General features: G+C 55.2%; 12 protein-coding genes. 9 read left to right on the top strand and 3 right to left on the bottom strand.

Features of this window, described 5'->3' with window-relative positions; genetic code table 11:
• Positions 1-4 precede the first annotated feature (4 nt).
• The 3 genes from RJP21_RS06935 to RJP21_RS06925 all read left to right on the top strand — a co-directional run bounded on the left by RJP21_RS06935 (position 5) and on the right by RJP21_RS06925 (position 8,800).
• Complete coding sequence (locus tag RJP21_RS06935) at positions 5-6,865, top strand: non-ribosomal peptide synthetase (RefSeq protein WP_310858654.1); 6,861 nt, start codon at positions 5-7, stop codon at positions 6,863-6,865.
• Between the two features lie 123 nt (positions 6,866-6,988).
• Positions 6,989-7,333, top strand: coding sequence for a hypothetical protein (locus RJP21_RS06930; RefSeq protein ID WP_310858653.1), 345 nt, complete (start codon positions 6,989-6,991; stop codon positions 7,331-7,333).
• 189 nt (positions 7,334-7,522) lie between these two features.
• Complete coding sequence (locus tag RJP21_RS06925; RefSeq protein WP_310858652.1) at positions 7,523-8,800, top strand: methyl-accepting chemotaxis protein; 1,278 nt, start codon at positions 7,523-7,525, stop codon at positions 8,798-8,800.
• Between the two features lie 134 nt (positions 8,801-8,934).
• Here the strand turns inward: RJP21_RS06925 and RJP21_RS06920 are convergent, their stop codons facing one another.
• A complete protein-coding gene (locus RJP21_RS06920; protein WP_310858651.1) occupies positions 8,935-10,371 on the bottom strand; it encodes a VanW family protein in 1,437 nt (478 codons plus the stop codon).
• A gap of 209 nt (positions 10,372-10,580) precedes the next feature.
• On the opposite strand from RJP21_RS06920, the gene ftsE reads away from it, so the two are divergent.
• The 5 genes from ftsE to RJP21_RS06895 all read left to right on the top strand — a co-directional run bounded on the left by ftsE (position 10,581) and on the right by RJP21_RS06895 (position 16,489).
• Positions 10,581-11,267, top strand: a complete 687-nt coding sequence (gene ftsE, locus RJP21_RS06915) for a cell division ATP-binding protein FtsE (RefSeq protein ID WP_160044128.1) — start codon at positions 10,581-10,583, stop codon at positions 11,265-11,267.
• A complete protein-coding gene (gene ftsX / locus RJP21_RS06910; protein ID WP_310858650.1) occupies positions 11,257-12,171 on the top strand; it encodes a permease-like cell division protein FtsX in 915 nt (304 codons plus the stop codon). The genes ftsE and ftsX overlap by 11 nt, the downstream gene beginning before the upstream one ends.
• 79 nt (positions 12,172-12,250) lie before the next feature.
• On the top strand, positions 12,251-13,528 hold the full coding sequence (locus tag RJP21_RS06905; RefSeq protein WP_310858649.1) for a murein hydrolase activator EnvC family protein: 1,278 nt from the start codon (positions 12,251-12,253) through the stop codon (positions 13,526-13,528).
• 95 nt (positions 13,529-13,623) lie between these two features.
• On the top strand, positions 13,624-15,084 hold the full coding sequence (locus tag RJP21_RS06900) for a S41 family peptidase (protein WP_310858648.1): 1,461 nt from the start codon (positions 13,624-13,626) through the stop codon (positions 15,082-15,084).
• Positions 15,085-15,175: 91 nt separating this feature from the next.
• Positions 15,176-16,489, top strand: a complete 1,314-nt coding sequence (locus tag RJP21_RS06895) for a PDZ domain-containing protein (protein ID WP_310858647.1) — start codon at positions 15,176-15,178, stop codon at positions 16,487-16,489.
• A gap of 53 nt (positions 16,490-16,542) precedes the next feature.
• Here the strand turns inward: RJP21_RS06895 and RJP21_RS06890 are convergent, their stop codons facing one another.
• Positions 16,543-17,343: a flagellar motor protein MotB gene (locus tag RJP21_RS06890; protein ID WP_310858646.1), complete on the bottom strand. Its 801-nt coding sequence runs from the start codon at positions 17,341-17,343 to the stop codon at positions 16,543-16,545.
• Positions 17,327-18,127 carry a flagellar motor protein gene (locus RJP21_RS06885; RefSeq protein ID WP_160044133.1) on the bottom strand — a complete coding sequence of 267 codons (801 nt, stop codon included), beginning with the start codon at positions 18,125-18,127 and terminating at the stop codon, positions 17,327-17,329. The genes RJP21_RS06890 and RJP21_RS06885 overlap by 17 nt, the downstream gene beginning before the upstream one ends.
• A gap of 174 nt (positions 18,128-18,301) precedes the next feature.
• Between RJP21_RS06885 and uvrB the strand changes: the two genes are divergently transcribed.
• A complete protein-coding gene (gene uvrB / locus RJP21_RS06880; RefSeq protein ID WP_310858645.1) occupies positions 18,302-20,293 on the top strand; it encodes an excinuclease ABC subunit UvrB in 1,992 nt (663 codons plus the stop codon).
• Positions 20,294-20,416 lie beyond the last annotated feature (123 nt).

Raw genomic sequence — 20,416 nt, 5'->3', positions numbered from 1 at the left:
GAACATGACGGTGCTAACAACTGGAAAGTCGAATTTGGATGAATGGAAATGGTATGTGAACCAACTCGAGGAACGGACGATCCTGCGCATTCATTCCGGAAAGGCGTCCATTCCGATGCTGAAGGTAACGCATCCTTGGCCGGAGGAAGCAGGTCGGAATATCCGCCAGGCATGCGAAACCGCGGGGGTTGATCCGAGCGCGCTGCTAAGCGCGGCCTGGAGCGTTCTCCTGATCCGGTATTTGCGGAGGGAGGAGGCGGCGTTTGCCGTGATCGGTTCCGCGGAGCGGGCGTACCCGTTCATTGCGAAAGCGGATGGGGCGACATCGCTCGGAGCGCTCGTGACGCAGGTATCCTCCGCCATGGCCGAGCATGAGTTGAAATCGTCGACGTTCGGGGAAATCGCCGCCCTATGCGCCGGCTCTGATGAAGGATCGGCTGTGTGCAATACGGCCGTTTTGACGGGTGACGGCTTCCGACATGAGGAATTGCAGGGGAAATTTGATCTGGCCGTCTCGCTGAACGGGGAACGTGCCGGCGGTTTCGCAGTTTGGTATGCGGACGGCGCGTTTTCGGACGAATTCATTCGCCGGATGTGCGTGCATCTGCAAAACGTCATGACCGCCTGGGCCCAAGCTCCGGACATGACGATCGGCAGCGTTCGGCTGCTTGCGGAAGATGAGGAAGCGCTGTTGGCCGGTTGGAATCAAACGGCCGCTTCGGCCGGATTGGACCGGACGGTCCACGGATGGTTTGAGGAGAATGCCCGAAAAAATCCGGATCGGGTCGCCGTGGTTTACAAAGGCGAATCTTTGACTTACGGCGAGCTGAACGAGCGGGCGGACAGATTGGCCCGGATATTGGCACGCAAGGGTGCGGGCCGGGAACGAATCGTCGGCATCATCGCGACGCCGTCCCTTGAAATGATCGTCGGGACGCTGGGGATCTTGAAATCGGGAGCGGCTTATATGCCGATCGACCCCGCCTATCCGGCCGACCGCATTTCATACATGCTCGAAGACAGCGGAACGGAGCTGCTTGTCACCGAGCCCAAGGTGAAGCTGGACGGACAAGTCCGCTTCCAAGGCGAGACGGTCTGCGCGGCGCAGGCATCCGTGGATACAGTTCCTGAGGTGGCTGCAGGCGTCGAAACCCTAGAGGCCCGTGAATACCCGGGACCGGATGATTTGGCTTACGTGATCTATACGTCAGGTTCGACGGGCCGTCCGAAAGGCGTGACGGTCGAGCATCGCTCGCTTGTCAATCTGTGCGCGTGGCATATCCGGGAATTTAACGTGACCGACCGGGACCGGGCGACAAAATATGCGGGTTTCGGCTTCGATGCCTCCGTATGGGAGATGTTCCCGTATCTGGTGTCGGGTGCGGCCATCCACGTCATTCCCGAAGAAATTCGGCTGGACTCCGGAAGATTACATACATATTTCAAACAGAACGGAATTACGATCAGCTTTTTGCCGACCCAATTCTGCGAGCATTTCATGACGCTGGACCACCCGACGCTGCGGGTCCTTCTGACGGGAGGGGATAAACTGAAGACGTTCAGCAAGCAAACGTACGACCTGTACAACTGCTACGGACCGACGGAAAACACGGTGGTGACGACTGCCTATAAGGTGACGGAGCTGTCGGCGAACATTCCGATCGGCCGTCCGGTCGATCATGTGAGAGTTTACATCGTGGACGCCTACGGCCATCCGCAGCCGGTCGGCGTCGCCGGCGAGCTGTGCATCGCCGGAAAGGGGCTCGCGCGCGGTTATTTGAACCAGCCGGAGCTGACGATGCAAAAGTTTGTTCCCGGAGGCACAACCGGAGAAGAACGTTTGTACCGCACGGGCGATCTGGCGAGATGGACGGAGGACGGCGTCATGGAGTTCCTCGGACGGATCGACCATCAGGTGAAAATCCGCGGCTTCCGGATCGAAACGGGCGAAATCGAACATCGGCTGCTGCAGCATCCGAACGTGTCCGAAGCCGTGGTCATCGATCTCGAGGACGCCTCGGGCGCCAAATATTTGTGCGCGTACGCAGTGGCGGACGGAGCGTTTTCTTACGGCGAGATGAAGGCGTTTTTGACGGAGCAGCTGCCGGATTACATGGTGCCTTCCAAGCTGGTGATGCTGCCGGAGCTCCCGTTGACGGCCAACGGCAAAGTCGACCGGCGCGCGCTTCCGGCACCGGAAGTTTCATTCGATGAAGAAAACTTCGAAGCGCCGGTGGGCCAACGTGAGGAAGAAGTGGCGGCATTATGGGGCGAAGTGCTCGGACTGGCCCGCGTGGACGCATGCGAATCGTTTTTCACGTCGGGCGGGGATTCGCTGAAGGCCGTCCTCCTGCAAGCCAAGCTTGAACGGCAATTCGGCATATCCGTCCCGGTGACGCTGCTGTTCGAGCGGCCGACGGTCCGCGGGCAAGCCGAATGGATCGAGCAGGCGGTTCGAAGCGCATCTTCAGAAAACGAGCATGCGGCAGGGATCGAGCTGGCCGACACAAGCAAGGATCGCATTCTCAAAGTTTCCGCGCGCGACAGCTATCCCGTCGCATCCGCCCAAAAAAGGCTTTACTTCATCGAGCAGATGGAACAGGTCGGCACCGCCTACAATGCGCCGTTTGCGTTCCGGATCGAAGGGAAGGTCGACGAGCGGCGTCTAGAACGGGCATTCCGCGCGATGATCGCCAGACACGATGCCTTCCGCACATCCTTCCAATGGGAAAACGAAGAGATCGTACAGCGGCTGCATGACGAGGTCCCGTTCGAGCTCGTGCTGCAGGAAACGTCGGAGGACGGCATGCATGAACTCATTCAATCTCTTATCATGCCGTTTGACCTGGCAAAAGCGCCGCTCATGCGGGCATGGCTCACCCGCTATGGCGATGGGGACCGCTGCGTGCTGCTGGTCGATTTCCACCACATCGCCGTCGACGGCATTTCGGCGAACGTCTTTTTCGATGAGCTGTCCCGTTTGTACCGGGGCGAATCGCTCGAGGATCCGGCGATCGGGTTTGTCGATTTTGCCGTGTGGGAGGCGGAATCGTCCCAAAGACAGGCAAATGGAAGTCAAAAAGCTTATTGGGAAAAAACGCTGTCCGGCGAGCTTCCGATCCTGCAGCTTCCGACCGACCGGGAACGCCCAGCCAAGCAGAGCTTTGCGGGAGACACGGTCACGCTGAGGCTTCAAGCGGAAGATGCAGCCCGCCTGAAAAAATTCGCGCTCGACTCGGGCGTTACGCCGTTTATGGTGTTGTTTGCGGGATATCATGCGCTGCTTTCCCGGTACACGAACCAGGAGGACATCATTACAGGCGTTCCGGTTGCGGGGCGGCTGCGCGAGGAGCTTCACGCCCTGATCGGCATGTTCGTCAACACGCTGCCCGTCCGCTGTTATCCGGAGAAGCGCAAACCTTTCATGCAGCTGCTTCAGGAAGTAAAAACGGCGCTGCTCGAAACGTTCGAGCATCAGGATTACGAGCTGGAGGAGCTGGTGCGCTCCTTGAATATCCCGCGCGATCCAAGCCGGAACCTGCTGTTCGACACGCTGTTCGTCATGCAAAATACGGGCAAGCTTGAGCTTTCGCTTGAGGGAACGGAAACATCCCTTTATCCGTACGTCCACCCGATTTCGAAATACGACCTGATGGTCGATTTGACGGAGGAAGAGAGCGGCATCCGGATCGATTTGCAGTACTGCACGGATTTGTTCGAACGGGAGAGCATTGAATCCTTTGGAGCCCGTTTCCTGAAGCTGTTGGACGATGCGATGGTTCATCCCGGCAAAATGCTGTGCGAACTCGAGATTTTGAGCGAGGACGAACGGGAATTCCTGGTCAAAGGGCTGAACGCAACCGATTCCGCTTACCGCGACCAGATGACGATTCACGGGTTGTTCGAGGAACAGGCCCGGCGTACCCCGGACAAACCGGCGCTTGTTTTCGGCACGCGCAAGATGTCCTACCGCGAATTGAACGAACGCGCCAACCGGCTTGCTTACACGCTGCGCGCCAAAGGCGTCGTGCCGGATCAGGTCGTCGGGCTGATGGTTGACCGCTCCTTCGAGATGATCGTCGGACTGCTTGCCATTCTCAAGGCAGGCGGCGCCTATGTGCCGATCGATCCCGAATATCCGCAGGACCGCGTCGTCTACATGCTGGAGAACAGCAACACCCGGCTGCTGCTGACGCAAACGCATCTGGCCGGCCAAGTGTCCTTTGGGGGCGAAACGCTGCTGATCGACGGCGAAGAAGCTTACGGCGACCATACGGACAACCTGCCGCAAGTGAACGGCCCGTCCGACCTGCTGTACGTCATCTATACATCGGGCACGACCGGAAAACCGAAGGGCGTCATGATCGAGCACCGGAACATCGTGAACCTGCTTCATTTTGAATACGAGGCGACCAACGTCGATTACAGCGGCAACGTGCTTCAATTCACCACGATCAGCTTCGACGTCTGCTCCCAGGAAATTTGGTCGACGCTGCTGGCCGGCGGCACGCTGCATTTGATTACGAACGAGCTGCGGATGAGCGTCGGGGATTTGCTGGACCATATCGAAAACATGGGCATCGAAATCCTGTTTATGCCGGTATCGTTCCTGAAGTTCATTTTGAACGAAAAAGAATATGCGGACCGCTTCCCGTCATCGGTGAAACATGTCATCACGGCCGGGGAGCAGCTGATCGTGCCGGAAAAATTCCGGGCGTACCTGAAGAAACGCGGCGTGTATTTGCATAACCATTACGGCCCTTCGGAAACGCATGTCGTGACGACGCATACGATCGATCCAAACGGCGTCATTCCGGAACTGCCTCCGATCGGCAAACCGATTGCCAATACGCAGATTTACATCGTAAACGAACATCTGCAGCCGCAGCCCGTCGGCGTCGCCGGAGAGCTGTACATTGCCGGGCATAACGTCGGACGGGGTTATTACAACAACGAGGAGATGACCCGGGATCGCTACGTGCCGAGCCCATTCGTCCAAGGCGAACGCATGTACAAAACCGGCGATTTGGCGAGATGGACGAAGGAAGGCACCATCGAATTTTTGGGCCGGCTCGACCATCAGGTCAAAATCCGCGGTTTCCGCATCGAGCTGGGCGAAATCGAGAACTGTCTGCTGAACCACCCGGCGGTGTCGGAAACGATCGTCGTGGCCAAGGAAGACGGCAAAGGCGGCCACTATTTATGCGCGTATTTCACGGCTGCGTCCGACATGTCGGTCGGCGAGCTGAGAGAGCATATCGGCAAATCCCTGCCGGATTACATGATTCCTTCCTACTTCACGCAGCTGCCGGAGATGCCGCTGACGCCGAACGGAAAAATCGACCGCAAGGCTTTGCCTGAACCCGATGCGTCCCAAGGCCGAAGCCGGGATTACGCAGCGCCGAGAACGAAGACGGAGCGGGCCGTGGCCGAGGTATGGCAGGCCGTGCTTCAAGTGGACCGCGTCGGCATCCACGACAATTTCTTCGAGCTCGGCGGCCATTCGCTGAAGGCGACCATTGTCGTCGCAAGGCTGCAGAAGCAGTTCGAAATCGGCATGAACGATATGTTCGAGCATCAGACCGTTGCGGAGCTGGCAGGCAAAATCAAACCGAAGACGGGCCATCTGCACAGCAGGCTGGAACAAGTGAAGGCGCTGTACGCCAGCTTAAAGAATATCGACGTTTCTGCCGATAAAACCATTTATGAAGAGCGTAATCGGGATTACGAACCGATCGATACGGCAGCGGTGAACGGTTACCGCGGCATTCTTCTGACGGGAGCCACGGGATATTTGGGGGCCCATTTGCTCTGCGAGGCGATGACCGAAAAAGATTGGGACGTTTACGCGATCGTCCGGGCCGCGTCGGACGGCGAAGCGGAAGAGCGGCTGAGACAAAAATGCGACTATTATTTCGGGCCCGACTGGTTCGATCGGTATCGCGGCCGCATCAAGGTTTACGCGGGCGACATCACGAAAGAACGCCTTGGGCTGGAGGCTGCTGCGTATGCGTCGCTGGCGCAGCGGACGGACGCAATCGTTCATTCGGCCGCCAATGTCAAACATTACGGAAGTTACGCCGATTTCGAGCTGCAGAACGTGAAAGCGACGGCCCATCTGCTTGATTTTGCGGCCGAAGGCCGTCCGAAGCATATGCACCATATCTCCACGCTCGGCGTGGCGACAGGCGTCGTGGAAGGGGAACGGCATATCTGCTTTACGGAATATGACCTGGATAAAGGGCAGCGGTTCGAAAATTATTACGCCAAGACGAAATATGAGGCGGAGCGTCTCGTGGCGGCTGCCCGGGAGCGGGGGATCTTTACGAACATATACCGGCTCGGCAACATCGTCTTTCATTCCAAAACGGGAAGATTCCAACAAAATATCGCGGACAACGCGTTCTATACGACGATGAAATCGTTCCTGGAGCTTGGCATCGCGCCGGGAGAGCTTAGCGACTTCGACTTTACCTACGTCGACCAGTCGAGCAAGGCGATCCTTCTTCTTGCCGATTGCGGGGCGCTCCGGAACGAAACGTTCCATATCGCCAATCCGCATGAAGCGAATATCGGCGCCGTTTTGCGGGAGAATCCGTTCGGCAAGCCCGTCGAGCTGCTGCCGTTCGACAAATTTGTCGATTATTTGGGAGAGCGGTACGACGACGACCGTTTCAAACGCATCATCGAACAGATCATGCTTCATTACGGCTGGATGGAGGAGAGCCTTTCCACGACATTTTTCACCATCTTCACGGCCAAAACGACGCAGATATTGTCGAAACTTGGCTTTTCGTGGAGTGCGCTTGATCAACAAATGATCCATGGGATGTTTAAGCATAGCAGAGAAGAAGGATTTATCTAATTCGACATAATTCTACATAATTCGGTAAATTCTTCTTTACAAATCTATTATTTTTGCTTATGCTAAAACCAATATATTCTATTCGGGATGTTCAACGTCCCGACAAAAATGGGGGAGAAGAGCATGTACACAATTAATTATGATGCTGGATTGAACCGCGTGACCGTCAAGGTAAGCGAAATTAACAAGGACAACGTGAACCAGTATATCGAAGACTTCCAAAAAGAGCTTGAAAAAGTGAAGCCTGGATTTACCGGTTTGACCGATTTGAGCGAAGGCAAGCTGTTCACGATGGACGTCGCTGAAAAGCTGAGCCCTCTGGGAGAGCTCTCCGTTCAAAAAGGATTGACTAAATGGGCTTATTATACGGGATCTGCCGTATCCAAGCTTCAAATGAAGCGGATGTTCGGCGAAGTGGTCGATTCGTTCGAGAAGATGGAAGACGCGGAAGAATTTTTGAGAAATTAATAAACGAGGATTTTGCAAAAATCCAAGGAGCGACTTTCAATCAGCAATATATAGAGCAAAACGGTTTAGTTCGTCTATATATTGTACCCGAGAGCGGCCGGAATCGAATTTTGCAAAATCCTGAAATAGATTACGCACCCGATGTCCCGCGGACATCGGGTGCAACCGGATAGGTGGGGGAGATGCACCATGAAAGTCGAAAATTCCGACTTGCAAAAGCAGTATAGAATGATCGGCCTGAAAGGCGCCGGATGTTTTGCGGGGGCTGTCGTCGTCATCAACCTGATTTGCCTGTTATGCGGACTCCCCGTATGGGCGGGGTTGATCGCGAGCCTGGTGCTCGGGGCGCTGGCCGGCTATTTCATTACGGCATGGCTGCTGCGTTCTGCAGGGGCCGGGCAGTCGCAGGGCCTGTTCGCAAGCGGCGGCGCAAATTCGGCAGAGCATCACGCAGGAAGTACGGGAGACCATTTACATAAGTTTGGGCTTCAATACAAGGAACTGTCCGATGAGTTCAATACCCGTATCTCACGGATGGCCGGCACCATCGATGAAGTCAAAGCAAGCGCAGAGATGGGCTTTTATGTTTCAGACATGATCAAGGAAGCGACGCTTGGCGTATCCGGGGATGCAAGCCAACAGACCGAAATGATCCGGACGAGTTCCAATACGGTGGGAGACGTGGTAAACGCCATTCGGCATATCGCCGGGAGCGCCGACGAAGTCGCTGCGGCGGCGGGCGAATCGTCCGAAAAGTCCGCCGAAGGCCAGGAAGCGATTGTGGCTGCCATGAAACAGATGGACGAAGCGAACACGACGGTCCATACCCTGGTCGAAATGATGAACCGGCTTGATGAAAGTTCCCGCGAGGTCGTATCGTTCGTGGCGATGATCCGGGAGATCGCCGAGCAAACGCATCTGCTATCCTTGAACGCGGCCATTGAAGCGGCGCGGTTCGGGGACGAGGGCAGAGGGTTTTCCGTCATTGCCAGCGAAATCCGGAATCTTGCGGAGCAATCGTCCAATTCGGCCAAGCAGGTCACGCAGGTCGTTTCGGTCATCCTGAAAGAAACGACTCAGGCGGTGGCGTCTACCAAACTTGTAGCCGAGCAGGTAGGCGACGGGCTGAAAGTCGTCAACCAAGCCGGAGAATCCTTCGAATTCATCAAGCTTTCGATCGGCGAGGTCGCCGGGCAAATCCAGGAGGTATCCTCGGCCGTGGAAGAAATCGCGGCAGGGGCGGAGCAGTTGGTCGTAAGCATGGAAAAAACGGAAGAAATCGCGGTCAAAACGATGTCGGAAATGAACAGCGTAACGCAAGCCGTAGAAGAGCACCACTCCATCATGGAGCAGATTTCAAACGCGACCGAAACGCTGAGCGCGTATTCCAAAGAGCTGGAACTGTCCATTCAAAAGTACCACGAATTGCTTGGCGATGCCGGGCAGCCTGCAAAACTCGTAAGCTAGGGAACATTCGCTATGACGATCGTATAGCTCGACCGGACTTATTCCGCGTATTATATATGGAACGAATACAGGCGGCCTTTTCGCTTTCAAGCAAAAGGCCGCCTGTCGTTTTTCGTAGCCGATTCCTGTGCAGCCTAGAAATTCGGCCCGCTGATTCCGTCCTCGACGATCTGCTCCTTTGAGCCCGAAGAATCGCCGTCCGTGCCCGCGCCTTTGGAATTTACGGCTATCAACCGGTTTTGCGGACGGTAGGTGTCCCGGGAGACGCGCTTCCGGTCAACGATCTCGCCGTTTACTTTTTTGATCTGATAGGTTTCCACGACATACCCCGGCTTGCCTTCTTGGAGCACTTCCTGGGCGCCGACCGGAATGTCTTTGTTCTGGACGTATTTTTCCGTAACGGGGAGCGTTTCGATGGTTCGCGATTCCAGATCGTATTCGGTGTTTTGCGGGAACGTGCCGAAAAATTTGACGGTTAAATTGTTGCCTTCCACGAAAGCGCGGATCAGCAGCGACTTGCCGGTCGTATTTTTGAAACGGAAATTGATGGAGCCTTCGGCGAACGTGGCGTCAAGGCCCTTGGGGAGATAGCTGACCGGCAAGGAGTGGTTGCGGCGTTCGACGATCTCGAGTCCGGTCCGCAGCGCCGCGTTATATACGGTACTGGACACCTGGCAGATACCGCCGCCGATCCCCGGCACCAGCTTTCCGTTCAAAATGACCGGGGCTTCGCGGAAACCGTATTTTGCCTCGGCTTTTGCGATCACCTGGGCATAATCGAATATTTCCCCCGGTTTCAGGACCATCCCGTCGATCGCCTTGGCGGCGGAACCGACATTGTATACCCGTCCCTCGGCGCTGGAGCCGAGTCCGGTGCTGAACTCGATGATTTTCCTTTCGATGCCTTCCCCCTTCAGGCTGTCTATGGTCACTTTCGGTTTCAAGCTATATAAAGGAAGCTTTATCTTAAGCGGCACGCCCGTGTCATCCGGGTCCGGGAAGCTTTTGGGGATGAGGGATGTCAGCGTTTGGGTAAAGGTATCCCAATCAATCCGGGAAACCGATACTTCCGGCGTATACACCACTTTGTCGTTTTTGGCAATGCGGCGCGAGGCGTTGACGGGGCTGCCGAATTGCTTTTCCTCCCATCCGGGATGAAATCGCTCTTTGAGCACCCCCCGATTCCAGTGCGGAGACAGCGCCCAATCCTGTCCAAACTGCCTGCGCGCCTTGAGCCGGTCCATCCAGTTGCCTTCATAGAGGGAAGCAACCGCTTTTTTGAAGGCATCCGCCTCGAATGTGACGCCCGCCTCTTTCAGGGTCATGTTGACGTCCCTCGCGTTTTTAGCCGCTATTGTTAGCGTAAAGGGCTGTTCCTCGAGCTCTTTGATTCGGGTGTCCAGCTCCTTGAGCACCTCGTCCTTTTTCATCCCGCCGACGTCCCAACCGCCGATCCGGACCTGTTGAGGAATCGTGTTTTGGCCGATATAAATATGGATGCCTCCCGCAGCGACGGAACCGACCAGCATGATCGCGGCGATGACGATCAGCGTCAAATGGATTTTTTTCATGGCTCCCACCTTTTTCGCTTCTTATTAAACGCAGTTGATGCCGTCTTTCAAATATATGTAAAGAAAATGGAAAAATATCGGGTACTCAAAAGGTAACAAATTTGTTACAATAAAAAACATCGTGATGATTCCGAAAGATTTTTAAAGGAATTAGCTGGAATGTGTCGAAATTATAATGGCTGATTATGGAATTAGGAAGTGATAATGAAGTGATCGAAATGCAGGATGTGTGGAAGACGTACCCGAACGGAACCCATGCGCTTCAAGGGGTGTCCGTCAAGATTGACCGCAATGAATTCGTTTATGTCGTCGGCCCGTCCGGCGCAGGAAAATCGACATTCATGAAGCTTATTTACCGCGAAGAGGTCCCTACCAAAGGGCAAATCTCCGTAAACGGGTTTAATATAGGAAAGCTGAAGCAGCGCAAAATTCCTTACGTCAGACGCAATATCGGCGTTATTTTTCAGGATTTCCGCCTATTGCCGAAGCTTACCGCTTACGAAAACGTGGCGTTTGCCATGGAAGTCATCGAAGCCCCGAGAAGACAAATGAAAAAACGCGTCATGGAAGTGCTGGACCTTGTCGGCCTGAAGGCCAAAGCGAACCGCCAACCGGCCCAGCTCTCCGGCGGGGAGCAGCAGCGCATCGCCATTGCCCGCGCCATCGTCAACAATCCCTCGGTTATCATTGCGGACGAGCCTACAGGCAACCTCGACCCCGAAACGTCCTGGGGCATCATGCAGCTGCTCGACGAAATCAATTTCCGCGGAACGACCATCGTCATGGCCACCCATAACAAGGATATCGTGAACACGATGCGCAAGCGCGTCATCGCGATCGAACATGGCAACATCGTGCGCGACCAGCTGAGAGGAGAATACGGATATGACTTTTAACACCTTCTTGCGGCATTTGCGGGAAGGGGCGAAAAACATATTCCGCAACGGCTGGATGTCCGTCGCATCGATTATATCCATTATCGTATCTCTATTCATTTTGGGCGTATTTATTCTGCTTGTACTTAATGTAAACGCCCTCGCTGACAAAGCGGACAAGCAGGTCCAGATCCGGGCATACCTGAATTTGAACGTGGACCAGAAGCTGCGCGAAACGGTGCAGAAGGAAATTGCCGCCATGCCGGAGGTCAGCAAGATCGACTTCATTTCCAAAGAGCAGGGGCTTGATGACTTCCGCAACAGCATGGGCGATGAAGGCAAAGAACTGCTCGAAGGTTTCGACAAGGACAACAATCCGCTTCCGGACGCGTTCAAGATCGAAGTATACGAGCCGACGACCGTTCCGTTCGTCGCCAAAAAAATCGAAGCCCTGAATACGAGCCATGCCGACCAGCAGCCGATCATGAAGGTGAAATACGGCAAAGGCACGATCGAAACGCTGTTCAAAGTGACGCGCATGGTGCGCAACATCGGATTTGTTTTCGTAGCCGGGCTTGCCGTCATGTCCATGTTCCTCATTTCCAATACGATCCGGGTCACCATCCTTGCGCGGCGCAGGGAAATCGGGATCATGAAGCTGGTAGGCGCGACGAACACGTTTATCCGCTGGCCGTTTTTCGTTGAAGGGACGCTGATCGGCTTGATCGGTTCGATCATTACCGTTGCGATCCTGTTTGTCGGTTACGACCGTCTGGCCGCATCCATCGGTTCCGACTTCACGCTGCAGATGTCGCTGCTTCCCGTAAGCGCGCTCTGGCAATGGGGAGGCCTGTTGGTCGTCCTCGGCGTCCTGATCGGCATGTGGGGCACAACCCTTTCTATGCGCAAATTTTTGAAGGTTTAGACGACTCACGCGGGAAAACAGCCCAAGCCTAGGGCGACTCCATACGGAAGATTATTTTAAAAAGGATGGGGAGCGCAAGTTGAAAAAGATAGCTTCAGTACTTGCCGTTGTCTTGCTGGCGGCGGCCGTTGTCCAGCCCTCCGAGGGCTACGCCAAGAAGAGAACCGTCGACCAAATCGAACATGAGATGAGAGTGCTTCAACAGCAGGCGCAGGCGGCCAAAGCCCAGAAGGAAAAGGCCGAGTCGCAAAAGCAGGAAGCGCAGCATTACAAAAATAAAACGACGCAAAATTTGCAATACGTGCTGAACCAAATCGATCAGGTCAGCAACAAGATGACCAAAATTTCGGTCCAAATCGACGAAACCCAGGACAGGCTGCGCGAGACGGCAACCCAGCTGGACGCGGCGGAGGACCGGATCCAGTCCCGGGAAAAAATGCTGGAATCCCGCGTCAGGCTGATGTACACGGACGGCAGCGTTTCTTATCTGGAAGTGCTTCTGTCCTCGACAAGCTTCTCCGATTTCCTGGAACGGGCGGACACGCTCAAGAACTTCGTGGACCAGGACAAGGATTTGCTGGAGCAGCATAAGAAGGATAAGGCGCTCGTGCTGGAAAAGAAAAAAGAGCTCGAAGGGCAGTATGCGAAAGCTAAGGATCTTTACGCCGAGATGGAGAACCAAAAAGCCATCCTGGACGAAAACGAAAAGCAGAAGCAAATTCTGATCGCGAAATACGATCAACAGATCGAGGAATCCGACGGGATCAGCGATGAACAGGACGCATTGCTCGTAAGCCTGGTCAGCAAACGTTCGACGCTGCAGAAGGAGAAAAACAAGCTGAAGGCCGAAGAAGCCGCCAAACGCGCGGCAGCCGCGAAAGCAGCGGCGGCGAAAAGAGCCGCGGCGGCCAAGAAAAAGGTCAGCACATCCGTCGCAAGCTCCGGAGGATTCTCCGGCAATGGCGGGCCGCTGTACATGCCGGTAAGCGGAGCACGGGTATCCTCGGGATTCGGCCGACGAGTGCATCCGGTGACGCATGAAGTCGGCAAAATGCATACGGGCGTCGATTTGGCGGTTCCGGAAGGAACGCCGATCCACGCAGCCGATGAAGGAACCGTGACGCTTGCGGAGTGGTGGAGCGGATACGGATACTGTGTTATTATCGATCATGGAGGCGGGATGTGGACGCTTTACGGCCACATCCGAAGCGGCGGCATCAAGGTGAAGGTCGGCGAACACGTTAGCCGCGGCCAGGTGATTGCCGAATCCGGATCGACGGGACGGGTAACGGGTCCGCATCTGCATTTCGAGGTCCGCGAGAACGGTACGCCTGTGAATCCGATGCCTTATTTGTAAGAACATAAATATTCCGTACAAGCCGGACATATACTACAATGGTTAGAACTGGTCCCTACAAGGCTTGGCCGGAAAATAAAAGGCGGTGATCACACATGAAAAAACGTACGGTCGTATTACTGGTCCTTCTGGCGATGGTATGCGGGAGCGGGCTCACGTTCGCTTTGACGGGTTCCAGCTTAGCCAACCAGGCCGCGCTGGGGCAAGGCGTGCTCGCAAGCGCAGCCAGCGGCCTGAAGCCGGATGAAGTGAAAAAATTGGGCACGGCCCTGGACCTCATCCAGTCGAATTATTATCAGGACGTGGACCGCACCAAACTGCTCGACGGCGCGATCAACGGGATGACGCAATCCCTTGACGACCCGTATTCTTCTTATATGGGCAAAAAGACGGCCGAAGAATTCGAGGAGACGATCGAAGGTTCGTTCAGCGGCATCGGCGCCGAGGTTTCTTCCGAAAACGGCAACGTCGTCGTGGTGTCCCCGATCAAAGGTTCGCCTGCGGAGAAAGCGGGCATCCGTGCGAAAGACATTATTCTGACCGTCAACGGCGAATCGCTTCACGGCCTGGAGCTGAACGATGCGGTAGCCAAAATCCGCGGCCCGAAAGGCAGCGAAGCCAAACTGACGATCAAACGCAGCGGCTCGGCCGCGCCGATCGAATATACGATTATCCGCGATGACGTCGACGTCGAGACGGTGAAGGCCCACATGGAGCCGGGCAAGATCGGTGTCATCGAAATCACCCAATTTTCGCTGAATACGGGCGAACGCTTCAAGCAGGAACTCTCCACGCTTGAAAAAGAAGGCATGAAAGGCCTGGTCATCGACGTCCGCAACGATCCGGGCGGCGTATTATCCGTCGTCATCGACATCGCAGAGCAGTTTGTGCCGAAAGGCAAAGTGATCGTTCAAGTCGAAGACAAAAACAAAAAACGGGATCAAACCCTCTCGAAGGGAAGCGGCAAACCGTATCCGGTGACGCTGCTGATGAACAAAGGAAGCGCCAGCGCGTCCGAAATTTTGGCAGGAGCGCTCCAGCAGTCGGCAGGAGCGAAGCTGATGGGCGAAAACTCCTTCGGCAAAGGAACGGTGCAAACAAGCTTTAACAAGCAATTTGACGACGGCAGCCTGCTGAAAATCACGATCGCCAAGTGGCTGACGCCAAACGGAAGCTGGATCCATCAAAAAGGGCTCAAGCCCGACATTGCGGTAGCGCAGCCGGACTATTTCTCGGTGGCGCCGATCAACAAAAATGCGACGTTGAAGTTCAATATGAACAGCGACGACGTGAAGAACGCGCAAGTCATGCTTGACGGCCTCGGTTACAAGCCGGGGCGCAAGGACGGATATTTTGACGAGAAAACCGCTTCCGCGGTCAAATCGTTCCAGAAAGCGCAGAAGCTCGGGGTAACCGGCGCCGTCGACGCCAAAACCGCCGAAGCGCTCGAGACGGAATTGATCAAAAAAATCCGCGACCCGAAATACGATAATCAGCTGAAGTCAGCGATTGCCGAGGTTCAGAAGGAAATTACGGCAGTTGCGTCGAAACATTAAAGAAGGCTCCTTGAGCCTTCTTTTTTTCTTTGCTATCGATGTCCGCTGAAATCGAAGGTTTCGGATCATCCAGAAAGGAGAGTGACGTCATTTGGAAGTCGCTTTGGAATTGTTATGGAACTTTACGGATGCACTTGTGCAGCTGCTGCTGCAGCCGTTTTACTATATTTCGATCCTGTTTATGATGCTGATGTACCGCAGGCAGGTGCTGCTGGAACGCAAGCTTTTCCATGTGAGGCTTCACAGCTGGGGGCTTCAGACATGGCGTACTTTTATCGGGGGATTGCTGGCAGGCATTTCGGTGTCGCTCGTCATCGCTTTCCTCGGCATTTCGCTTTCGCAGGAAGCCGTCGTTTGCATTTGGATCGTTGCGATCATTTTGCTGCTTTTCCGCGTAAGGTATTTATGTTTTGCTTATTCGATCGGCGTTTTGGGCGTCATCCAATTCGTCCTTGGCTTTTTCCCGGAATTCAGTCCGGCGGGGCTTGCGGGTACGGCCGTTGATACGGTTAGGGGGCTTGACATCCCTGCGCTGCTGGCATTGGTCGCCGTTTTGCACCTGGCCGAGGCTTTGCTCGTGAAGCTGCAGGGCGCGGGTTTTGCGAACCCGCTGTTTATGGAAAGCAAACGCGGCAAGCTGGTCGGGGCGTATCAAATGCAGGCGTTTTGGCCGATCCCGCTGTTTTTGCTGATTCCGGCTCACACCGGCGGAGCGGTGCTCCCGTGGACGCCGCTGCTTGGCGGAGACGGCTGGAGCGCGGGGTTCAGCATGGCGGCACTGCCGGTGGTCATCGGCTTTAGCGAAATGACCCAAAGCATGCTGCCGCAGGTGAAGGCGGGAAAAACGTTCAAGCGGCTGCTTGCGTACAGCATCGTTTTGCTGGGGCTCAGCCTGCTTGCCGCATGGTGGAAGCCGCTGGCGATCGTTGCCGCGGTCGTCAGCATCCTTGCTCATGAAGGGCTGTTATGGTACAGCCGCCTGGAAGAACAGCAGAACAGCCCGATGTTTGTCCACCCGCAGCAAGGGCTGAAGGTGCTCGGCGTCATTCCGGGCAGTCCTGCCCATGAGCTGGGTATCAAAGCCGGGGAAACCGTCGTGAAAATCAACGGCATCGGCATCCGGTCGAAGGAACAGATGCATGCCGCCCTCCGGAAAAATCCGGCCTTCTGCAAGCTCGAAGTGCGCAATTTGCAGGGGGAAAGCAAGTTTCTGCAGCGCGCGATTTATGCCGGTGATCATCATCAGCTTGGCGTCATCCTGGCGCCGGACCCGGATGCCGGAGTCGTTCTGGTCATGAAGCCGGTCAGCATTTTTCAGCTCCTGGCCATGAAGGTCCAGGCCAGAAACAAAACGAACGAGGTGCAGCTCGGCAAGCCGCATGAAGGGGATTCGGCTCAGATGTGATGAGCGGGGCATGCAGCTTAAAAAGGCGAGGAACAAGAAGTTCCTCGCCTTTTCTATTCCTTTAACTGCCGCAGCACGATGATTTCCACGCGCCGGTTTTTCTGGCGGCCCGCCTCCGTGCGGTTGTCGGCTGCCGGCCGGGTATCTCCATAACCCGCATACTGAAAGTTGTTGGCGTCCAAATGCTTTGCATCAAGGAAATAACGAAGGACGGACAGCGCCCGTGCGCCGGATAGCTCCCAATTGTCTTTATATTGCGATGCATAAACGATCGGCAGGTTATCCGTATGTCCTTCGATGCTGATGACGGTGTGCAGCTCCTTGAACAAGCTGGCGAGCTTGTCCATGACGGGCATGGCCCCCTTCTTGAGATCGGCCTTGCCGACGTCGAACAACAGCTTGTCGCTCAGCGTAATCGAGATTCCCTTCGGCTGGTCGGCGACGAAAATTTGGTCTTCGAGCTTGTTGTCCTTCACGTATTTGGAAATGACCTTCATCAGGTTTTGCAGCTCCTGCTCCTGTTTGCGGAAGGCAAGCTCGCGGTCCGAGAGCTGGTCGGCCCCCTTTTTTTGCTGATCGGATTTCTGTGCGGTGTCCGGATTTCTGTGCGTATATTTGTCCGCGGTGCCCGTAATGCCCGAGCCTTGGCTCAGAAGCGAATCGCCGCTACGGAACGTATGCTGGAGCGATTGCGTAATTTCCTTGTATTTTTCGGTGTCCAGCCGGCTCATCGCAAACATCATCACGAAGAAGATCAGCAGGAGCGTGATCAGGTCGGCGTAGGTAATCAGCCATCGGTCCTGGCCGTTTTCTCCGCCTTTATCCCGTTTTCGCCGGTTACTCCGCTGTCTCATGGAATCCCTCCTTCATCGCGGGCGCGGAAGCGGCATTACGTTCTTCGGGCGTGAAGGACAGCAGTTTTTTGCGTACAAGGTTCGGGTGCTCGCCGTTCTGCACGGCCAAAATGCCTTCGATCAGCAGCTCCATCGTTTGAATTTCATCGGCGCTTCGCGACTTAATTTTTGACGCAATGGGTAAAAAGATAATATTGGCGATGGCGACGCCGTATAACGTGGCCGTAAAAGCCACCGCGATGGAAGGCCCGAGCTCCGTTGGCTCGGTCAAGCTTCCGAGCACGTGGATGAGACCCATGACCGTGCCGATGATCCCCATCGTCGGGGCGTACCCGCCGGCGGATTCGAAGATTTTGGCATAACTTTCGTGCTTGTGCTCGACGGCATCGATTTCGAATTCCATGATCTGCCGCAGCAGCGCTCCTTCCGTTCCGTCGACGACCATTTGTATGCCTTCGCGAAGGAAGGGGTTCGGATGGTTCTCCACCAGCCCTTCGAGGGAAAGAACTCCGCTCCTCCGGGACGACGTGGCCATGTTGACCAAGTCCTCGATCAGCTGCTCGGTATTGTCCGTCTGGCGGGTGAAAGCAAAACGCAGCGCTTTGGGAATCGTTTTAAGCTTTGCCAACGGGAAGCTGATAACGACGGCAGCGATGGTGCCGCCGAATACGATGAGCGCCGCCGCTCCCTGCATAAGTCCATTAATTTGGCCCCCTTCCCATAAGAAGCCTCCCACCAGTGCGGCAAGGCCTGCCAGAATGCCAATGATCGTTGTAATTTCCATGTTATCGTTACCACTCCTATCCATGAGTTAGGGTTTGCATAGCGCAATCGTTCAGAGTATAATAGACGGGAACAAGCATTCCTATTTAAGCAAGGATTTCCTATTCATATTATCGGGAAATCTCGACATATAGTTTAGAATATCTATTTTAGATGATGAGGGTGATGTTGGGCAATGAGCGATATTGTCGTTAGTACGAAACCGTTTGAGCTGATATCGGACTACAAGCCGCAGGGCGACCAGCCCAAGGCGATCGCGGAGCTGGTAGAAGGGCTTGAGCAGGGGAAAAAACATCAGACTTTGCTTGGCGCGACGGGGACCGGCAAAACGTTTACCATTGCGCAGACGATCGCCAAGGTAAACCGCCCGACGCTGGTCATCGCCCATAACAAAACGCTGGCCGCCCAGCTGGCGAGCGAATTCAAGGAATTTTTCCCGAACAATTCGGTGGACTATTTCGTCAGCTACTATGACTATTACCAGCCGGAAGCTTATATCCCATCATCCGATACCTATATCGAAAAAGATTCGAGCATCAACGAGGAAATCGACAAACTGCGGCACTCTGCGACGAGCTCGCTGTTCGAACGCCGCGACGTCATCATCGTGGCCAGCGTGTCCTGCATATACGGCCTCGGTTCGCCTTCCGAATATTCCAGCCTCCTGCTGTCGCTGCGCATCGGCATGGAGAAACCGCGGAACCAGATCCTGTCCCGGCTTGTCGATATTCAATACCAGCGGAACGACATCAACTTCGTCCGGGGGACGTTCCGCGTTCGCGGTGACGTGCTTGAGATTTTCCCGGCGTCGCAAGGCGAACACGCCATCCGGGTCGAGTTTTTCGGGGACGAAATCGAGCGGATTACGGAAATCGACGTCCTTACGGGTGAATTGATCGGAGAGCGTGAGCATGTCGCCATCTTTCCGGCCTCCCACTTCGTTACGAAAGAGGAGACGATGCGGGTCGCGCTGAAAAACATCGAGCGCGAGCTGGAAGAACGGCTAGAATATTTCCGTTCCGAGGGCAAGCTGCTGGAGGCTCAGCGGCTCGAGCAGCGTACGCGTTACGATATCGAGATGATGAAGGAGATCGGTTTCTGCTCCGGGATCGAGAACTATTCCGGTCCGCTGACTTTCCGCGAACGCGGCGCAACGCCTTATACGCTGCTGGATTATTTCCCGGACGACTTTTTGATCGTGGTCGACGAGTCCCACGTCACCATCCCGCAGATCCGGGCCATGTACAATGGGGACCGGGCGCGGAAGACGGTGCTGGTCGATCACGGATTCCGGCTGCCTTCGGCCCTCGATAACCGTCCGCTTCAATTCGAGGAGTTCGAGGACAAAGTGAACCAGATCATTTACGTATCGGCCACGCCGGGACCTTACGAAATGGAGCATTGCAATACAATGGTCGAGCAGATCATCCGTCCGACGGGTCTGCTGGATCCGGTTATCGAGGTGCGTCCGACCGAAGGGCAAATCGACGATCTGATCGGAGAAATCCGGGAGCGGATCGATCGTGACGAACGCGTGCTGGTGACGACGCTTACGAAGAAGATGGCCGAGGATTTGACGGATTACCTCAAAGAGATCGGCATCAAGGTCCGTTATTTGCACTCGGATATCAAAACGCTAGAGCGGATGGCGATTTTGCGGGATCTCCGCCTGGGCGTGTTCCATGTCTTGATCGGCATCAACCTGCTGCGGGAAGGTTTGGACTTGCCGGAGGTTTCGCTTGTGGCGATACTCGATGCGGACAAGGAAGGCTTCCTGCGTTCCGAGCGGTCCCTGATCCAGACGATCGGCCGCGCGGCGCGGAACTCGGAAGGTTTCGTCCTTATGTACGGGGACCAGATTACCGAGTCGATGGACAAAGCGATCAAGGAAACGGCCCGCCGCCGCGGGCTGCAGATTGCGTATAATGAAAAACACGGCATCACGCCGCAGACGATCCGGAAGAAAGTGCGCGACGTCATCGAAGCGACGAAGGTCGCCGAGTCGAAGGCGGAGTATTTGACGGACGCGGCCGGCAAAATGTCGAAGAAGGAACGTCAATCCGTCATTCAGCGTCTGGAGGCGGAGATGAAGGAAGCAGCCAAAAACCTTCAGTTCGAGCGTGCCGCCGAACTTCGCGACGCTTTGCTGGAGCTGAAGGCGGAATAATTGCAAGGACAGAATGGAGAAGAGAACGGCCCATATTTTCAGGTCGTTCTCTTTGTGGATATTAGAAACGTCATTTGGCGTTATCATACACAAACTGATGCCATAAAGCCGGCGGAAAGCCGG

Origin of the sequence: Paenibacillus sp. VCA1, assembly GCF_031583795.1 — a bacterium.
Lineage (GTDB): Bacteria > Bacillota > Bacilli > Paenibacillales > Paenibacillaceae > Paenibacillus_AQ > Paenibacillus_AQ albilobatus.
The sequence above is the reverse complement of the archived record's forward strand: the minus strand, read 5'-3'. Positions and strand labels throughout refer to the sequence as shown.

Coding starts and splice junctions, on each gene's coding strand:
- RJP21_RS06920 (WP_310858651.1), bottom strand. CDS start 10,371: ATGAAAAAAATCCATTTGACGCTGATCGTCATCGCCGCGATCATGCTG.
- RJP21_RS06930 (WP_310858653.1), top strand. CDS start 6,989: ATGTACACAATTAATTATGATGCTGGATTGAACCGCGTGACCGTCAAG.
- RJP21_RS06900 (WP_310858648.1), top strand. CDS start 13,624: ATGAAAAAACGTACGGTCGTATTACTGGTCCTTCTGGCGATGGTATGC.
- ftsX (WP_310858650.1), top strand. CDS start 11,257: ATGACTTTTAACACCTTCTTGCGGCATTTGCGGGAAGGGGCGAAAAAC.
- RJP21_RS06935 (WP_310858654.1), top strand. CDS start 5: ATGACGGTGCTAACAACTGGAAAGTCGAATTTGGATGAATGGAAATGG.
- RJP21_RS06885 (WP_160044133.1), bottom strand. CDS start 18,127: ATGGAAATTACAACGATCATTGGCATTCTGGCAGGCCTTGCCGCACTG.
- uvrB (WP_310858645.1), top strand. CDS start 18,302: ATGAGCGATATTGTCGTTAGTACGAAACCGTTTGAGCTGATATCGGAC.
- RJP21_RS06890 (WP_310858646.1), bottom strand. CDS start 17,343: ATGAGACAGCGGAGTAACCGGCGAAAACGGGATAAAGGCGGAGAAAAC.
- RJP21_RS06925 (WP_310858652.1), top strand. CDS start 7,523: ATGAAAGTCGAAAATTCCGACTTGCAAAAGCAGTATAGAATGATCGGC.